This is a genomic window from Peribacillus sp. TE19612, assembly GCF_056279465.1.
The window spans coordinates 296,549-313,605 of record NZ_JBWCCL010000006.1 but is presented as its reverse complement, the minus strand read 5'-3'; the positions used below and the strand labels follow the sequence as shown (position 1 = coordinate 313,605).

At 40.1% G+C, this 17,057-nt stretch carries 19 protein-coding genes; 12 read left to right on the top strand and 7 right to left on the bottom strand.

Features of this window, described 5'->3' with window-relative positions; genetic code table 11:
* Positions 1-151 precede the first annotated feature (151 nt).
* The gene (locus ACZ9AO_RS13485) at positions 152-631 is read left to right on the top strand and encodes a DUF3993 domain-containing protein (protein ID WP_048687100.1); all 480 of its coding nucleotides are present in this window, start codon (positions 152-154) and stop codon (positions 629-631) included.
* Between the two features lie 70 nt (positions 632-701).
* On the opposite strand, the gene ACZ9AO_RS13480 is transcribed toward ACZ9AO_RS13485, so the two are convergent.
* Complete coding sequence (locus ACZ9AO_RS13480) at positions 702-935, bottom strand: glutaredoxin family protein (RefSeq protein ID WP_034314090.1); 234 nt, start codon at positions 933-935, stop codon at positions 702-704.
* Positions 936-1,026: 91 nt separating this feature from the next.
* The gene (locus ACZ9AO_RS13475; protein WP_251538846.1) at positions 1,027-1,986 is read right to left on the bottom strand and encodes an MBL fold metallo-hydrolase; all 960 of its coding nucleotides are present in this window, start codon (positions 1,984-1,986) and stop codon (positions 1,027-1,029) included.
* Between the two features lie 183 nt (positions 1,987-2,169).
* On the opposite strand from ACZ9AO_RS13475, the gene ACZ9AO_RS13470 reads away from it, so the two are divergent.
* The 4 genes from ACZ9AO_RS13470 to ACZ9AO_RS13455 all read left to right on the top strand — a co-directional run bounded on the left by ACZ9AO_RS13470 (position 2,170) and on the right by ACZ9AO_RS13455 (position 4,868).
* Complete coding sequence (locus tag ACZ9AO_RS13470; protein ID WP_034314086.1) at positions 2,170-2,409, top strand: YkuJ family protein; 240 nt, start codon at positions 2,170-2,172, stop codon at positions 2,407-2,409.
* A gap of 116 nt (positions 2,410-2,525) precedes the next feature.
* Entirely contained in the window at positions 2,526-2,672 is a 147-nt protein-coding gene (locus ACZ9AO_RS13465) for a hypothetical protein (protein WP_094246583.1), read from the top strand.
* 120 nt (positions 2,673-2,792) lie between these two features.
* Positions 2,793-3,233 (top strand): cyclic-di-AMP-binding protein CbpB, encoded by a 441-nt coding sequence (gene cbpB / locus ACZ9AO_RS13460; RefSeq protein ID WP_034314084.1) that lies wholly within the window; start codon positions 2,793-2,795, stop codon positions 3,231-3,233.
* Between the two features lie 120 nt (positions 3,234-3,353).
* Positions 3,354-4,868: an MDR family MFS transporter gene (locus tag ACZ9AO_RS13455; protein WP_476109222.1), complete on the top strand. Its 1,515-nt coding sequence runs from the start codon at positions 3,354-3,356 to the stop codon at positions 4,866-4,868.
* Positions 4,869-4,905: 37 nt separating this feature from the next.
* Here the strand turns inward: ACZ9AO_RS13455 and ACZ9AO_RS13450 are convergent, their stop codons facing one another.
* On the bottom strand, positions 4,906-5,643 hold the full coding sequence (locus ACZ9AO_RS13450) for a sulfite exporter TauE/SafE family protein (RefSeq protein ID WP_251538848.1): 738 nt from the start codon (positions 5,641-5,643) through the stop codon (positions 4,906-4,908).
* 113 nt (positions 5,644-5,756) lie between these two features.
* On the opposite strand from ACZ9AO_RS13450, the gene ACZ9AO_RS13445 reads away from it, so the two are divergent.
* From ACZ9AO_RS13445 to ACZ9AO_RS13430, 4 genes are all read left to right on the top strand, one after another.
* Positions 5,757-6,641 carry a LysR family transcriptional regulator gene (locus tag ACZ9AO_RS13445; protein ID WP_034314080.1) on the top strand — a complete coding sequence of 295 codons (885 nt, stop codon included), beginning with the start codon at positions 5,757-5,759 and terminating at the stop codon, positions 6,639-6,641.
* Positions 6,642-6,765: 124 nt separating this feature from the next.
* Entirely contained in the window at positions 6,766-7,476 is a 711-nt protein-coding gene (gene dapD, locus ACZ9AO_RS13440) for a 2,3,4,5-tetrahydropyridine-2,6-dicarboxylate N-acetyltransferase (RefSeq protein WP_251538850.1), read from the top strand.
* Positions 7,477-7,551: 75 nt separating this feature from the next.
* A complete protein-coding gene (locus tag ACZ9AO_RS13435; RefSeq protein WP_476109235.1) occupies positions 7,552-8,676 on the top strand; it encodes an N-acetyldiaminopimelate deacetylase in 1,125 nt (374 codons plus the stop codon).
* Between the two features lie 61 nt (positions 8,677-8,737).
* A complete protein-coding gene (locus tag ACZ9AO_RS13430) occupies positions 8,738-9,397 on the top strand; it encodes a potassium channel family protein (protein WP_034314073.1) in 660 nt (219 codons plus the stop codon).
* 490 nt (positions 9,398-9,887) lie between these two features.
* Here ACZ9AO_RS13430 and rnjA read toward each other — a convergent pair whose 3' ends face one another.
* Positions 9,888-11,558 (bottom strand): ribonuclease J1, encoded by a 1,671-nt coding sequence (rnjA, locus tag ACZ9AO_RS13425; RefSeq protein WP_034314071.1) that lies wholly within the window; start codon positions 11,556-11,558, stop codon positions 9,888-9,890.
* 3 nt (positions 11,559-11,561) lie between these two features.
* Positions 11,562-11,771: a DNA-dependent RNA polymerase subunit epsilon gene (locus ACZ9AO_RS13420; protein WP_034314070.1), complete on the bottom strand. Its 210-nt coding sequence runs from the start codon at positions 11,769-11,771 to the stop codon at positions 11,562-11,564.
* An 885-nt stretch (positions 11,772-12,656) separates the two neighbouring features.
* On the opposite strand from ACZ9AO_RS13420, the gene ACZ9AO_RS13415 reads away from it, so the two are divergent.
* Entirely contained in the window at positions 12,657-13,424 is a 768-nt protein-coding gene (locus ACZ9AO_RS13415; RefSeq protein ID WP_251538852.1) for a Cof-type HAD-IIB family hydrolase, read from the top strand.
* 47 nt (positions 13,425-13,471) lie between these two features.
* Here ACZ9AO_RS13415 and def read toward each other — a convergent pair whose 3' ends face one another.
* Positions 13,472-14,026: a peptide deformylase gene (def, locus tag ACZ9AO_RS13410; protein ID WP_053534293.1), complete on the bottom strand. Its 555-nt coding sequence runs from the start codon at positions 14,024-14,026 to the stop codon at positions 13,472-13,474.
* A 238-nt stretch (positions 14,027-14,264) separates the two neighbouring features.
* On the bottom strand, positions 14,265-14,420 hold the full coding sequence (locus ACZ9AO_RS13405) for a YjcZ family sporulation protein (protein WP_063576945.1): 156 nt from the start codon (positions 14,418-14,420) through the stop codon (positions 14,265-14,267).
* Positions 14,421-14,630: 210 nt separating this feature from the next.
* Between ACZ9AO_RS13405 and ACZ9AO_RS13400 the strand changes: the two genes are divergently transcribed.
* A complete protein-coding gene (locus ACZ9AO_RS13400; RefSeq protein ID WP_476109221.1) occupies positions 14,631-15,293 on the top strand; it encodes a YkyA family protein in 663 nt (220 codons plus the stop codon).
* A gap of 645 nt (positions 15,294-15,938) precedes the next feature.
* Positions 15,939-17,054, top strand: coding sequence for a pyruvate dehydrogenase (acetyl-transferring) E1 component subunit alpha (gene pdhA, locus ACZ9AO_RS13395; protein ID WP_251538854.1), 1,116 nt, complete (start codon positions 15,939-15,941; stop codon positions 17,052-17,054).
* The last annotated feature ends 3 nt before the right edge of the window (positions 17,055-17,057 follow it).

Here is a 17,057-nt window from a genome sequence, read left to right as displayed (position 1 = left end):
TCTTCTTTTTTATTGTGAAAAATGGGCGATGGTTTCAAGTTCTAACGGAGAATGTGATTTTGTAGTTTGGCTTTGACCTGGACGGGTATTGAAAGACAGAGGCAAAAATCCGAATCATTAGGAGAAATTCTATAACGAGGAGATGATTGTAATGAGTAAATATTTAGTTGCATGTCTTGCCAGCGTCCTTTTATTTTTAAATGGGGGGTTCACTGCTTCAGCGGAGGGCTTACATAGAGAGGAAGTACTATCTTTAGTACATGATGCCATGGAGAATCAACGTTCGATCAGCGAAGAAGTACGATCTAAGGAAGCGATTGAAGGAAAGTTGGATAAACATTTCACAGGTGATCTCATCGAGAAGTTCGTCCAAGCGAATGTAGTGAAAGTCGAAGGCGGTTATACCGCATTTGGTTCAGATTTCGCTCCGTATTATATCCCTTTCTTCAGTTACGATAAGAATACGGAAATTGTATATGGGAAAAACGGTGATGTCATTTATGTTCAGGAAGAATTCCAGGACAATGGGGACGGACCTGTATCGATGGAAAAACATGTTGAAGCAGTTACTTTGAAAAAGGAAAATGGCGCTTGGAAGGTAACGGATGTAAAGTATGAAAACAGAAAATAGAATTGGGGATTTTAAAGGAAGCTGAAATGAAAAAGTCTAGAGAAGGCCACAGCCTTCTCTAGACTTTTTGTTATATATTCAATTCTTTTTTTATTTCGTCCAATTCAAAACCAATAATGGCTTTCCCGTCGATGACGACCGTTGGTGTGGAATAAGCCCCGTATTTATTGGTTAGTTCTTTACGTGCATGCCCATCTGCTTTAATATCTTTTTCTTTGTATACTATATTATTATCATCAAAGAACATTTTCATGATTTTGCAGGGAGGGCAATCAGGTTGGGTATAGAGTGTAACGTCTTTCATTTCATTCCTCCATATATGCTTTAGTAGGGTTCACTTTTTCATTATAGAGAATGCCAAGACATTTGAATAGGGATAAACCTCAAGGATCGTTTTACCGATTTTTCTCCTGTTTTACAAGATAGTCTATCAATCCCATGGAACAAACGTTCAAGTCCATGGCAATGATATCAAAAACTGGATGATCAGCAGTGATTCCTTTTTCGCCTAAATGAACAGCGACTTCCGTGAAAATATTTTTACTGGTTGCTGCCACTTGATCCTCGAAGCTAGCATATTCCCTATATGCCGATTTGGCAGTCTCCACAAATTTAGGCAGCCAGTAATGAAGTTGTTTATATACTTCCTTAGGATTTTCCGATACGCCGTAATGGCCAAAATATATACGTTCGACGCCAACGCTTTCATACAATTCCGCTGCAGCAAGCATCGCGTCGGGATTAAATTGGTTTGGCGATGTGGACGGTAAGTAAAATTCCAAACCTTCTTCATCGAGTTCACGATAATAGATGCCTACGGTGTCACCTGAAAACATCCCTTTTGAAACCGAATCGTATATGCTTAAATGATGGTTCGCGTGTCCTGGCGTATCATAAAAGGTCAACGTGGAAGTATCACTTGTTTTTAGGGATTCCCTATCTTGTTTAATCAGCATTTTTTCAAAAGGTATAGGTAATATCGGATCGAAAAGCTTGTTGAATTCTTCACCATAGACTGCTTTAGCCCCAGCGATCAAACGTGTTGGATCTTCTAGATGCCTTGCGCCTTTTGGGTGGACGATCACTTTGGCATTCGGACAATGCTGTAAAAAAAGTCCAGCTCCACCTGCATGGTCCAAATGAATATGGGTAAGAATGATATATGTAATATCTTCGAGGGCGATTCCCAAATGTTCGAGCCCCTTCATTAAGTGGGGGATGGAAGGGCTGGCGGAAGTTTCGACTAAGGTGATGTCTTCATCGGCAATTACATATGTTCCTGTACGATTTCTTCTATCCAAATCAAAACCATCAATCAATGAAATTCGAAAACCAAGCTCACTAATGTTTTGCAACAGAATCTACCCCCAGAAAATTTTTCATGTACAAAATCCATTCCTTATTTTATTCTGTTAATAGTGCCATGTAAAGAATGAAGTTTTAAATTATTCTGAATTTATTTCCGCGTGGCTACTGGATAGAAAAGTATGGTATAGTGAAACCTATCGAAAAGGTTTTATTCAGAAAGGAGAGGGAGTATGTCTCAATTACAGGGCATCCTTACCAGATTGAAAAGTCTTCAAGAGCAAGCGAAGGAATCTGAATCTGCTCAACGTTTTTTTGAAATAGATGGTGTGAAAAAGTGCCAGGTTACATATTTCAGCAAAACAGAAATGTTCGAGCTTGAAGTATACAGTGATAAAGGGAAATCATCAAAATATCAATTTGATAATATTGATATGATTACCATTGAAATCTTTGATCTTCTTCAATCTTAAAAAAACACAAAAAGCCGCCTTCCATTGGAAGCGGCTTTTTTATTGTGAAAAACCGGTCAATTTTTACTGAATGAAGTAGTGATTTTTACGACATCTTATTAGTTGGAGGGATGTAAATGAAAAATCCGATGGTAATATGTCCGGAATGCGGTGAGGAAAGGGAAATGGAAAATGTATTAACGGCACAATCCAACCAAAATGTGATTTATCAATGCCCGGAATGCGGTTTTAAACAGGTTAACATCAAAACTAGTAAGGGCTAAGGGTCTCTCACGAATCCCGCCAATTGGGATTTTATTGGTCTAGGAATGAGCCTTTTCTGCTTACATATGTTAAACTATAGAAAGAGCTGTATATAAAAACATATGGTAAGGGGTTTTAACATGATCGGTACTCATGATGGGGATTTATTGGAATCCAGCGTTAAAGACTTAATGATTTCTTCTGAACGCGTGGCCCACGTGCAGGTAACCAATAACTTAGAACATGCACTATTGGTATTAACAAAGAGTGGTTATACGGCCATTCCTGTGTTAGATCCGATGTATAAACTGCATGGTTTAATTAGCACACCAGTCATTCTCGATTCAATCTTGGGACTGGAACGAATTGAATTTGATAATCTTGAGCATAAAAAAGTTTCCGAAATAATGAATATAGAAATACCTCGCCTGCATATTGAAGATACATTGACCAAGGGTGTGGAATTGTTGATTGATCATCCGTTTGTCTGTGTGGAGAATGACGAACATGTATTTGAAGGCATCTTAACAAGAAGGGCAATCTTGAAAAAAGTATTTAAACAAAATACACCTGATAAATAAGCAAGGCATAAAATGACGGTTAACCCCAAGACTCGCCAGTTGGCGAGTTTTCTTGTTTTTTTACATATTTGATCCAGTTAGTGGTGAAGTCTATTAACAGGTAGGATCTATTAGGAGAGGATGCAAACATTGGGCCATGCAATGGATAGTGCAAACGTGCAGAATAAAAAATTGAAACGTCCCTTAATATTGGCTGCCATCATGTTGGCGATGTTTATGAATGCTATTGAAGGAACGATCGTTTCGACGGCAATGCCGGCCATTGTAAGTGATTTAGGTGGTTTTTCACTATACAGCTGGGTGTTTTCAGGCTATTTGTTAATGAACGCCGTAACAGTTTTGATCTACGGAAAGCTATCGGACATACTCGGGAGAAAACCCGTCTTATTATTTGGAATCGTTGTCTTTTTAATCGGCTCCCTTCTTTGCGGCTTTGCCAATTCGATGACGGAACTCATCATTTATCGCTTTGTACAAGGTTTTGGGGCGGGAGCTGTAGCACCTGTAGCCTCGACAATTATTGGTGATATCTATAAAAATGAAGAGAGGGCACGCGTTCAAGGGTATCTATCGAGCGTTTGGGGCATTTCAGCGGTCATGGGACCAGCATTGGGCGGCTTGCTCGTTGAATCCCTGACTTGGAAACTTGTCTTTTGGGTCAATATTCCTTTGGGCGTACTATCTTTTATTGGAATTTGGTTATTCCTTCATGAAAATATCGAAAAGAAAAAACGTGATATCGATTACCTAGGTGCAACGCTATTGACATTGTCCATATCCACTCTTATGGTGCTGCTCGTAGAAGGAGGAGTGAAATGGTCATGGACTTCAGCTCCGGTCATATCCTTGGCATTAGTGGCCATCATCACCTTTATCCTATTCATTCTTCAGGAAAAGAAAGCAGCCGAACCGATGATGCCATTTGAAATCTGGCAGGAGCGTTCCATTCTGATTGCGAACCTAGTATCCTTGACGACAGGGGTGATGATGATTGGATTATCAAGTTTCCTCCCCACATTCGTTCAGGGCGTGATGGAGCGCTCGCCTACGGTAGCTGGTTTTACATTGACAGCCATGTCAATTGGCTGGCCGATCGCATCTATGGTGTCAGGCAAGTTATTGTTGAAAATAGGATTTAAATCAACCTCCCTTCTTGGAGGGTGCTCATTGATCCTTGGGAGTCTGATCCTAGTATGGATGAAGCCGGAAGCTGGGCCCATTGTTGCCGCCATGGGATCCTTCTTTGTCGGTGTAGGCATGGGCTTGACTTCTACCTCATTCATTGTCGTCATTCAAAAAACCGTCAGCTGGGAACGAAGGGGTATTGCGACAGCTTCCAATATGTTCATGCGTAATTTAGGAAATACTGTAGGTGCTGCATTACTTGGAGGAATCATGAATATGAGGCTTCACGCTTATCTGAACGAGCATGCGCCGGCCGGATCGGGAGTGACGATAGATACGGCAAATAAATTGTTGAACAGTGAAGAACGCACGTCGCTTCCTGAAAATGTCGTAAATGTTTTACAGGAAGGACTTACATTGTCTTTACAGACGATTTATCTCATTGTTCTAGTCTTCTCTGTAATCAGCTTCCTGTTTCTAACGAGACTAAGAAAGAATAAGAAGGCATAGTAAAAAGGCAGACTCGTTAATGGAGTTTGCCTATGTTTTAAGGAAACGCAACTCTGATGACCAATTGAATCAATAATGCGATCGTGACCGAATGTAAAATGAATTTCAACTGTCCAGTGGAGATTTTTTGAGCCACACGCAAGGCCAGCTGTGATCCGATCAGGGAACCAATCGTGTAATAAATGGCAATCCCCCATGCAATGTTACCGGCCATGAAATAGGTAATGAATGCAGCTGTACAGCTAATGAAAGTTTGGAATCTAGTAAAGGCCAGGGATTGAAGGTAGGTGGCGCCATTTCTTAAAAAGGTATACATGAGCATGGTCGCATGTCCCGGTCCGAACATTCCGTCATAGACACTGATTCCGAATAGGGATGGATAAACTTTTTTTGGGAGATGCCAATCCGATTCATCGGAAGGTTTCGGTTTTTTGATGAAATTCATGATCAAAGCGACAGTCAAAAGGCAGATGGCTAACAAATTCATTGCCTTCTCGGAGAATGAATTAGCAAGCAGACCGCCGCATAAGCCACCAAAAAGGGCAAATGGGATTAACTGGAGGGCATCCTTCAATTTTAGCTGCTTTTTCTTGAGTAAAATATAAAAGCTAGATAAAGAAGAAAACATATTGGGAAATTTGACCGATCCAATAACCTGGTGAATGGGTAAACCTATCAAAAGAAGGGACGGCATGCCGATGAGACCGCCGCTCCCGGCCAATGTCCCGACAAAGGATGCTGCAAAACTGATGGCAAGCAATAAAATGATCGTCAAAGGATATTCACTCCGTTTCTTTTCACTTGTGTTATAAGCGGACTTTGTTGATAATAAAATTTATATAAATTAAATCATCATGATAAGAATTAATTATCAAGAGGTTGGTGTGTATGTCATTTTCAGAATTTCATTTATTATCAGTGCTTGCTCAGGAAATGAATATGAGAAAAGCAGCTGAGCGGTTGTTCGTTTCCCAGCCGGCTTTATCCCAGCGTTTACAATCAATAGAAAAGGATTGGGGCTCGAAACTGTTTCTGCGTTCACAAAAGGGGCTGTCACTGACGCCTGCAGGTGAAGCGGTAATTCGTTTGGCCAATGAGGTTATAGAAAAAGAAGAGAAGGTTAGGGAAAGTATTCAAGCCATGGACCATGAAGTATATGGCACTTTGAAAATAGCCTGTGCCTCGATTGTCGGTCAAAATTGGCTGCCGCAAGTATTGAAAAAGTTCGTCCGAAAATATCCGTATGCAAAAATTTCCTTGATCACTGGCTGGAGCAGTGAGATTTTAAAGTCTTTGTATGAAGGGCAAGTGCATATTGGCATCATAAGGGGAGCACCGGATTGGAAAGGCGTAAAACAGCATTTATTCACGGATATGCTGTATTTGGTGGATACTGAAATGAAGGAATTGAATCAAGTGTTCGAAACGGACCGTCCATTCATTCAGTTTAAAAGCGATTCGAATTATTATCAGGAAATCCAAGATTGGTGGCATCGGCAATTTCAAACGACACCAAAAAACACCATTGTCGTTGATCAAATCGAAACATGCAAACAAATGGTGTTTAATGGTATTGGATATGCGATCCTGCCAGCCATCACTTTACATGATAAAGATACGAATGTATTTAAAATCCCTCTACTGGATGGGCATAACCACTCAATCGAACGTGATACATGGCTTTGCGGCTATGAATCTGCCTTCCAGTTAAAGCAAGTCCAAGCTTTCACGGAAGTGGTGAAAGAGCATATCCGCGACCAAGGAATGTTATAGGTCCGCCGACGAAAATGTCAATAGGGCAGATTAATATATATGAGTGACATTCAACTTGTCTTGCCGGCTGTTGTCTGGTAAATTTAAAACGAGTAATGATACATATTTAGGAGGTTTACCCGGAATGAATAAAATGGATGCAAACGAAATTATTTCTTTTATCTCGAATAGTAAAAAATCTACACCTGTAAAGGTATATGTCAAAGGCGATTTAGAAGGCCTGGATTTTGGTCCAGCTTCTAAAACTTTCATAACAGGAAATACAGGGGTTGTATTCGGTGAGTGGTCTGAAATCGAAGAAGCGATCAAGACAGCAGGAACAAAAATCGAGGATTATGTAGTTGAAAATGATCGTCGTAACTCTGCCATTCCTTTATTGGACCTAAAAGGCATCAAAGCCCGTATCGAGCCAGGCGCAATAATCCGTGACCAAGTTTCCATTGGAGATAACGCAGTCATCATGATGGGTGCATCAATCAATATTGGATCTGTCATCGGTGAAGGTACAATGATCGACATGAACGCAATACTGGGCGGACGTGCAACAGTGGGCAAAAACTGTCACGTAGGTGCTGGTGCCGTTTTAGCAGGTGTCATCGAGCCACCTTCCGCACAGCCGGTCATTTTGGAAGATGATGTATTGATCGGAGCCAATGCGGTCGTACTGGAAGGTGTCAAAATCGGAGAAGGTTCCGTTGTCGCTGCTGGTGCCGTCGTAACGAAAGACGTTCCTCCATACTCCGTGGCTGCTGGTATCCCGGCGAGGGTCATTAAACAAATTGACGAAAAAACAAAATCAAAAACAGAAATCATGCAAGAACTTCGTCAACTTTAATTTCTTTAGTGAATATTGCCTGAAGCGTGGATAACTATATCCACGCTTTCTGTATAGGGAGGGAATAATGTGAAAATAAACCTTTTTGCCAAGATTCGGCGTGATCTGCATCAAATACCGGAGATAGGGTTCAAAGAATTCAAGACGCAGCAATACCTACTGAATTACATAACGAATCTGGCCCAGGAGCGAATGGAAATAGAAACATGGCGAACTGGGATATTCGTGAAAGTGAAGGGAATGAACCCGCGAAAAACCATTGGCTACAGGGCTGATATAGACGGTTTGCCGATAAAAGAGGAAACCGGATTGCCGTTTGCATCCAACCACGAGGAATATATGCATGCCTGCGGTCATGATTTTCATATGAGCATAGGTTTGGGATTATTGACATATTTCACGGAAAATCCGATAGATGATGACTTGCTATTCATCTTCCAGCCTGCAGAAGAGGGTCCTGGCGGAGCTGAACCAATGCTTAAATCGGAAACGATGAAAAAATGGAAGCCTGATATGATTCTTGCTTTACATATTGCTCCGGAGTATCCAGTTGGGACGATTGCCGTTAAAGAAGGGCTTCTATTTGCCAATACATCTGAATTATTCATCGATTTGAGTGGGAAAGGAGGGCATGCAGCCTATCCGCACGAAACAAATGACATGGTCGTTGCGGCCTGCTCGCTTGTAGGGCAGCTTCAAACAATCGTTTCCAGGAATGTCAATCCGCTTGATTCAGCTGTCATTACAGTTGGGAAGATTACTGGAGGCACTGTTCAAAACATTATTGCGGAGACAGCGCGGTTAGAGGGCACAATACGCACTCTTAACCCCGAATCGATGGTAAAGGTCAAGTCTAGGATAAAAGCGCTTGTGGATGGTATACAAGTGGGATATGAGTGCTTGGCTGAAATCGACTATGGCGCAATGTATCACCAGGTATATAATGAAGAACGGTTGACCCGGGAATTCATGGAATTCACAGAGAAGTCAACTGCTGTTCGTTTGCATCAATGTACTGAAGCAATGACTGGTGAAGATTTTGGTTATATGTTAAAGGAGATTCCAGGATTCATGTTCTGGCTGGGGGTTTCATCGGAATACGGATTGCACCACGCCAAGTTAAGCCCGGATGAAAAAGCGATTGAACTCGCGATCGATCACTTAACGGATTATATAACGTTTAAAGGAAGCGAAGCATAAAAATGATTTTCAGTAAAGAACATGCTCTAAAGAAAGAACGAATGACGTTGGAGGGCTTATTGTGAAAAAAGAATTTGCGGTGATTGGACTTGGCCGTTTTGGCGGCAGCATAGTCAAGACATTAGCTGAAGAAGGATTAGGGGTTCTGGCTATCGATGCCGACGAAGATCGAGTGAATGAATTTGCCAGAATAGCTTCACATGCTGTAGTAGGGGATACGACAGATGAAAATGTACTGAGAAACATAGGGATTCGAAATTTTGATCACGTCATTGTAGCGATTGGCGAGAATATTCAAGCTAGTATATTGACGACTCTCATGCTTAAGGAATTGGGTGTCGGAAATGTTACGGTTAAAGCGCAAAATGATTATCACGAGAAGGTTCTTCGTAAAATCGGGGCCGACTTTGTCGTGCACCCCGAACGGGATATGGGGAGAAGGATTGCCCATAATATCGTCTCAAATAATATTCTCGATTATTTGGAGCTTTCTGATGAACACTCCATCGTCGAAATTGTTGCAAGCCAAAAGATGAATGGAAACTCGATAATTGACCTTGATATCCGTGCCCACTATGGACTGAATATAGTCGCAATCAAAAGAGGGAACGAAATAAATGTTTCCCCACAGGCGAGCGATTTAATTCATAAAGGTGATATATTGATCGTCATCGGCGCGGATTCGGACATCAATCGCTTTGAAAAAAAAATTGTGGAATAAGTAAGCGTCCTGCTAAAATCGAGCAGTGCTTTTATCAAAGGAAAACAAAAAGGTTTCGGAATGGCCTCATTCCGAAACCTTTTTATTTTTTAATTGGATCTGAAGGAGTTATAGAGAATAGCCTGCATCGACAATTTTTCAATTCCCTTTTTATTTTTGCGTACTTGATAAACTCGTGTTTCCGGCACTTCGACAGTGTGGAATCAACAAATACATGCTTCTTATCAGTTTACTTTCGGAAGCTTTCCATTTTTAAAACAAGAAAGACTGTAGACAAAAGGAGTTCTATCTAACTTTTAAAACAAATTGATTGGAGCGGGTATTCGAGACTCCTGCGGGAGACGTGTAAGGGAGACCCCACAGGCTTCTAAAGCGACGGGGAGCCTCCCGGACAGCCGTGGAAAGTGAGTGACTGGAGTGGAATTCAAGGTGGGGATTTACAAACCTAAACAAAAAAAGACCAGCCAAATGATGGCTGGGCTTCTTTTATTTATTGCACTTCCATGATGATCGGCAGGATCATCGGACGGCGTTTCGTTTTTTCATATAGGAATGGAGATAGAGTGTCTGTAATTTCATTTTTGATTTCAGACCATTGTGTAGTTTTGCGATCCATCACCTTATTTAAATGCTTTGTGATCAAGGATTGAGCATCGCTGATAAGGTCTCCTGATTCTCTCATATAAACAAATCCGCGTGAGATGATGTCAGGACCGGATGCAATTTTGAATTCCTTCATATTGATGCTGACAACAACAACGACAAGGCCTTCCTCGGAAAGAATCCGACGATCACGCAGAACGATATTACCGATATCCCCAATGCCGCTTCCATCGATATAAACCGAACCTGAAGGGATTTTACCAGCGATTTGAGCTGTGTTCTCACTTAAGGAAAGAACTTCACCATTATCCATGATAAAGCAATTTTCTTCCGGAACGCCGCAATCGACTGCATGGCGGGCATGCAGTTTTTGCATACGGTATTCACCATGGATTGGCATGAAGAATTTTGGTTTTATCAAACGGAGCATAAGCTTTTGTTCCTGCTGTCCGCCATGTCCTGATGTATGAATGTCATTAAGAGGACCTGAAATGACGTCTGCTCCTGCACGATATAATTGATTGATCGTTCTGGAAACACTGATTGTGTTACCTGGGATGGGTGAAGAAGAAAATACTACCGTATCACCAGGGATGATTTGAATTTGACGGTGAGTGCCGTTCGCTATGCGCGATAGTGCTGCCATTGGTTCACCTTGGCTGCCTGTACAAAGGATGGTTACTTTATTCGCAGGCATACGATTCAATTGCTGTACATCAATAAATGTATCTTTAGGCGCTACGATATAACCAAGATCTTGTCCGATTGATATGGCTGAATCCATGCTTCGGCCAAAAACGGCTATTTTACGGCCGTTGGCCACGGCTGCTTCCACAACTTGCTGAAGGCGATGGATGTTCGATGCAAACGTTGCAAAAATAATCCGGCCGTCAACCTTGCGGAAAATGTCTTGAATGGTATCACCGACACGGCTTTCGGACATAGTAAAGTTCTGCACTTCACTATTTGTGCTATCCGAGAGTAAGCACAATACACCTTCTTTACCGATTTCAGCCATCTTGGTCAGGTTTGCAGGCTCACCCACTGGGGTGAAGTCGAATTTAAAATCACCAGTATGGACAATTTGTCCAGGTGGGGTTTTTACGACGATTCCATATGAGTCAGGGATACTGTGAGTTGTACGGAAGAAAGAGACGGACGTTTTCCGGAACTTGATCACTTCATCTTCACTGATTTCAATCATGGTTGTCTGACGTAAAAGGCCGTGTTCTTCCAATTTATTACGAAGCAGTCCAAGTGCAAGCTTCCCGCCGTATACAGGGACATTCACTTTTCTAAGTAAATAAGGAATCCCGCCAATGTGGTCTTCATGACCATGGGTAATGAAAACACCTTTGATTTTATCTACATTTTTCTCTAAATAGCTGTAATCTGGAATCACATAGTCAATACCGAGGAGTTCATCTTCAGGAAATTTAATTCCAGCATCAATGATGATGATTTCATCTTGAAACTGAACAGCATATGTGTTCTTACCGATTTCGCCTAAACCGCCCAGGGCGAATACAGCTGTTTGATCGTTTTTTACGAATTTCATAAATTATAGCTCCAATACTTTGTAATCTTCATTTTGTTTTTCATATTCTAAATATGCTCCGGTTACGGGTAGTACGATTTCTACGTTATAAGGTTCTTTTTTTAATTTTAAACGAACGTCACGAACGGATTCACCTTCGACAAACATTGTTTTAGTATTCTCCCTGATGGGAACCTCTGATATGGTTACTTGATAGTATACCTTAAAAACCATTTTAATCTCTCCTCACTTGTTTGCATTGCTTTTTTCATTATATATAAAAACAACAATTTTTTCATGTTTTTCAACATCATGTAAAAATAAACCCAGCTCCGCCATAAAAACGGAAGGGGTTTGATGAATTAAATATACCAATGTCTAAAAGTATATAAAAAAATAGATGGCCGAATCTGGTATCAATCCAATTGTAGCTTCCTCTATCTTATATCCTATCCGTTTTTGCCATGTGTAAAACTTAAATCATGGGATCTTTTTTTCGTAAACGATTTCTTTCCAAATTAATACAGTACCACTGTGTACAGCGTTTCATGAAAACACAGCGACTCATATTTTGATTGAAATATGTATTCACCTGACCATATAAAAGCCAAGATAGAAAGAATGCCTAACAAGAACTTTACAACAAGGAAGAAGCCCTCCGCAAGTTTTTGAAGGGCTGTCCGAAAAAAAATCGCATATGGATGACGGCCAAGGCAGGAATGAGTGGCAAATCATGCGATAGATTTTTTTCTTAAAAGATCATTCCACTGTTTAGCAAGCTTTTTACGAAGCTTTTTTAACATGGCGATCACGCTCCCTTAGTTATTATTGTATAGGATTATTCAATAATGTAAATACGTCTTTACAGGTACATGGCCCATTTTTGAAAAAAAAGGCTCTTTCAAACAAGCAACTGGGATTTAAGAGGCAGAAGGATGGGAGAAGTGTAATCTGTATAGCCTGAGTTAGTTTCTATTAAGAATAGTATATGCCCATTCCTGAATAAAAAACGTAACTTTGAGTTGGGTCCGGTAGAGTTACTTGACTTATCTTGATGACAATTATTAAATGGGTACATATTAAAAAGGAAAAAATGAATGAATTGGAAGTGAATCGCAAGTGAAAATCGTATTCTTTGATATTGACGGAACATTGCTTGATCATGAAAAAAAGTTACCTGCTTCAACAAAAGAAGCCATTAAGCAACTGCAGGATAGCGGGGTTTTTGTAGCGATTGCCACAGGAAGGGCTCCGTTCATGTTCGAGCCTTTAAGGGAAGAGCTTGGCATCGATACATTCGTAAGTTTCAATGGACAATACGTTGTTTTTGAAGGGAAAGTCGTTTATAAAAACCCTTTGAGCATACCTGAGATAAAACGCCTTCACGAACATGCTGAAAAAAATGAAATACCGATCGTGTTCATGAATGAGGAGACAATGAAATCGAGTGTTCCACATCATAGCAGAATTGAAGAAGCATTAAGCAGCCTTAAGTTTCCCCACCCTGAACATGTGGCGGATTTTTATGAGGACCATGATATATACCAAGCCTTATTATTCTGTTCGGAAGATGAAGAAGGGAACTTTGTTGGGAAATATGATGATTTTCACTTCATTAGATGGCATGAGTATTCGACGGATGTACTTCCATTCGGGGGTTCAAAGGCTGAAGGCATTAAAATATTAATGGAAAAAGTCGGGTTTGCTCTTGAGGATGTTTACGCCTTTGGAGATGGCTTAAACGATATAGAGATGTTAAAAGTAGCGGGATATGGCGTGGCTATGGGGAATGCCGGTCAGCTTGTGAAGCAAGAGGCCGACTTTGTAACGAAGGATGTCGATGATGATGGCATACTTTTTGGTTTGAAGGAACTTGAACTGATATAAAAAATAAAGCCCCCGTCAACCAACAGACGGGGGTTTTGCTTATTACGTTACCTTTCCACCGCAATTGAATTTTCCGGAATGGCATAGGGGTCTTCCGGATTGATATGATCATAAAACATGATACCATTAAGGTGGTCGATTTCATGTTGAAAGCAAATGGCTGCGATGCCTTTCAGGCGGAGTTGAACCGATTTTCCTTCCAGGTCCGTACCCGCAACCGTTATTCGGGCATAACGTGGCACATAGCCGGAAACGGGACGATTTACGGAAAGACAGCCTTCTCCGGATGTCAAGTATGCTTTTTCGACTGAATGGCTAACGAGTTTAGGGTTGAAAAGTGCATAGCTATAAAGTTGATCATCCTTTTCTTTTAAATGAACCGCAATCATCCTTTTTGAAACATTAACCTGTGGTGCAGCCAAGCCAATTCCTGCCCTTAACCCGTATAGAGCAGCAATATCAGGTTTCTGGCTGTTTTGGACATATTCCATCAAGCTGGCTAAAAGTTGCTTATCTTCATTTGATGCCGGAAGCGGAACCTCTACCGCGACTTGCCTTAAGATTGGATCGTCTTCATTAACAAAATCATCCATGGTAAGCATAATCTTTCACCCCATAAAAATTCTTATAATATGTATAGGGTTATTTTAACAAAAAAAAGGCTGAAAGTTAATGAATGGTTTAATGAAAGAAAAATGGAGGGGATGGAATCAAGTCGATGATTTCCTATCCCTGCCATTATTTTATTTGCATGTTGGTCTATTTAAAAAATATTATCATTTTTTGTGAATCAGGGTAAATCGTTATCATTTTCGGGTAAAGGTAATAGTAATTACCTGGTTAGCATAAGCACGCGCCGACGATGATTAACAGAATGAACAGGACAATGATCAGGGCAAAGCCGCTTCCAAAGCCGCAGCCTCCACCATCGCCATATCCATAGCTGGGTGCAGCGGAAACCGGATAACAACATTCTTGGTTGAAACCTCCATACATAATTTCATACCTCCGTTTTTGTATTTATTAAAATGCTGACCATTCAAATTTGAAACGGTCCCTACAGCCTATGCAGTATGGTTTAAAGGGTGTAGGCTAGCGCCCAGTAATGAAAAAAACCTGTTCGGAATATGATTGTAACAAATGTCTGCGGCTTAAGAATGAATTGAGGAACATGAATCTTCGAAGAACTATCAGAAGGAGTTGTCTATGTTGAAACGTTTTGGTCCATTTGTTATCTTACTTCTTTCTTTAGTGATCTTGACTGGTTGTTTTAATGGTTCACCGGAAGAAAGAATCCACAAAATCCTGGAGAAAACTGCAGAAAAGGAAAGTGATTTCACCGAGAATCAAGAGCCGCTTAATGAATTGGAGAAAAAAGAAAAAGAAAAATATGAGAAAATCATTGAACTTGGATTGGATGATTATGAACAGATCGTAGAGCTTTCAGATGAAGCAACCAAGAATATCGACGAAAGGGAAAAAATAATTAAAAAGGAACAAAGCAGTATGCAATCCTCAAAAGAACAATTCAATCAAATAGATGAACAAATCGGGAAAATAGAGGATGAAAAGATAAAAAAAGAAGCGACTGAAATGAAAAAGATCATGAGTGAGCGCTATAGCACCTATGATGATTTATATGATGCTTATCAACAAAGTCTCGCTTATGATCGTGAATTATATGAGCTTTTTAAAAAAGAGGATTTGAAAATGGATGAATTACAAGTGCAAATCGAGAAAATAAATACCTCTTATACAAAAGTTTTGAAAGCGAATGAGGAATTTAATGCATTAACGGAAAAAACAAATCAAAAAAAAGAAAGTTTTTATGATAGTTCCGGCATAGAAATGGCGGATTCAACAAAATAATATAAATAATGATGGGCTGTGATCCTCACTCACAGCCCATATTTTTTTCAATCCAGTTCATTTTTGGGATAAAAAATTTAAGAATGGTCTTTTTTTATGCAACAAGCCTGATGTGAAATTTTCATACCTGTACTAAAAAAAAACGATAATTAAAAATCTAACAGCGGACTTAGATGAAAGCGTTTGAATATTTTACCGGAATATTATTTTAAGGGCTCAAATGCCTTTAGTGAAAGCGGTTTTGGAATCGATGGGATATGCTGGGGAATTGAAATGTTATCCTTCGCAATCCTTAAATTGAAAAATACGGGAAATTTAATAGTACAGTTGTAAATTGAAAACTAATACAGAGAAGAAGTATGAGTATTGGAAATTCTATTAAATCAAAATTATAAGGAACTCCAAGTGATTGACTTGATGTTAATTCATCTTGTAAACTTAATCTATAAAAATTCTTGTATCATTTTCCTTGATTTTTTTTATGGTACAGAATAAGATTGAGACATATTAAGCATATCCACGTTTGAGGATTGGTCTTAAGGGAAAAATAAAAGAATGTATTGTTGAAGAAACTAAAAAGCAAAACTATTTTTGCTTTATAGAATAATAATAGCAAACCTTTTTAATGAAAGGATGAGGTGCCAAATGGCTCAAAAAACTAAACAAGCTAAAATTAATGTTCAGGATCAGCTTAAGAAAGTAGAAGAACAATTTGAAACTTTTCAAATTTTAAATGAAGAGGGAGAAGTCGTGAATGAAGCGGCTATGCCTGATTTAAGTGATGAACAATTGCAAGAATTAATGCGCCGTATGGTTTATACACGCATCTTGGATCAACGTTCCATATCACTGAACCGTCAAGGCAGATTAGGTTTCTATGCACCGACTGCCGGTCAAGAAGCTTCTCAAATCGCTTCCCAGTATGCTTTGGAAAAAGAAGATTTCATTTTGCCTGGTTATCGTGATGTTCCGCAAATCGTTTGGCATGGCCTGCCGCTTTGGCAAGCATTCTTATTCTCCCGGGGTCATTTTAAGGGAAATCAAATCCCTGAAGACGTCAATGTAATTTCTCCTCAAATCATTATCGGCGCTCAATATATCCAAGCTGCCGGAGTGGCTCTTGGGTTGAAGAAACGCGGGAAAAAAGCTGTTGCCATTACATATACGGGTGACGGTGGAACTTCACAAGGTGACTTCTATGAGGGAATTAACTTTGCAGGTGCATTTAAAGCGCCAGCTATCTTCATCGTGCAAAATAACCGTTTTGCAATCTCTACACCAGTTGATTTGCAGTCAGCATCGAAAACATTGGCCCAAAAGGGTGTGGCTGCAGGTATTCCTGGAATCCAGGTTGATGGTATGGATGCGTTGGCTGTTTATACAGCCGTTAAAGAAGCGCGTGAACGTGCGATCAATGGTGAAGGCCCTACATTGATTGAAACATTAACTTACCGTTATGGACCACATACGATGGCTGGGGATGACCCGACACGTTACCGTACTTCCGAAATGGATAACGAGTGGGAACTGAAAGATCCATTAGTTCGTTTCCGCAAGTTCTTGGAAAACAAAAAACTTTGGAATGAAGAATTAGAAAACGAAACGATAGAAAAAGCCAAAGACGATATTAAAGAAGCAATTAAATTGGCTGATGCAGAACCTAAACAAAAGGTTACAGACCTTATTGAAATCATGTATGAAGAAATGCCTTATAACTTAAAAGAACAATATGAAATTTATAAAGAGAAGGAGTCGAAGTAAGCC

Bases quoted from the DNA above. Each gene is read 5' to 3' on its own strand.
- ACZ9AO_RS13485 (WP_048687100.1), top strand. From the start codon at position 152: ATGAGTAAATATTTAGTTGCATGTCTTGCCAGCGTCCTTTTATTTTTA.
- ACZ9AO_RS13480 (WP_034314090.1), bottom strand. From the start codon at position 935: ATGAAAGACGTTACACTCTATACCCAACCTGATTGCCCTCCCTGCAAA.
- ACZ9AO_RS13470 (WP_034314086.1), top strand. From the start codon at position 2,170: ATGTCTCAATTACAGGGCATCCTTACCAGATTGAAAAGTCTTCAAGAG.
- ACZ9AO_RS13465 (WP_094246583.1), top strand. From the start codon at position 2,526: ATGAAAAATCCGATGGTAATATGTCCGGAATGCGGTGAGGAAAGGGAA.
- cbpB (WP_034314084.1), top strand. From the start codon at position 2,793: ATGATCGGTACTCATGATGGGGATTTATTGGAATCCAGCGTTAAAGAC.
- ACZ9AO_RS13455 (WP_476109222.1), top strand. From the start codon at position 3,354: ATGCAAACATTGGGCCATGCAATGGATAGTGCAAACGTGCAGAATAAA.
- ACZ9AO_RS13445 (WP_034314080.1), top strand. From the start codon at position 5,757: ATGTCATTTTCAGAATTTCATTTATTATCAGTGCTTGCTCAGGAAATG.
- dapD (WP_251538850.1), top strand. From the start codon at position 6,766: ATGAATAAAATGGATGCAAACGAAATTATTTCTTTTATCTCGAATAGT.
- rnjA (WP_034314071.1), bottom strand. From the start codon at position 11,558: ATGAAATTCGTAAAAAACGATCAAACAGCTGTATTCGCCCTGGGCGGT.
- ACZ9AO_RS13420 (WP_034314070.1), bottom strand. From the start codon at position 11,771: ATGGTTTTTAAGGTATACTATCAAGTAACCATATCAGAGGTTCCCATC.
- def (WP_053534293.1), bottom strand. From the start codon at position 14,026: ATGCTTACCATGGATGATTTTGTTAATGAAGACGATCCAATCTTAAGG.
- ACZ9AO_RS13405 (WP_063576945.1), bottom strand. From the start codon at position 14,420: ATGTATGGAGGTTTCAACCAAGAATGTTGTTATCCGGTTTCCGCTGCA.
- ACZ9AO_RS13400 (WP_476109221.1), top strand. From the start codon at position 14,631: ATGTTGAAACGTTTTGGTCCATTTGTTATCTTACTTCTTTCTTTAGTG.
- pdhA (WP_251538854.1), top strand. From the start codon at position 15,939: ATGGCTCAAAAAACTAAACAAGCTAAAATTAATGTTCAGGATCAGCTT.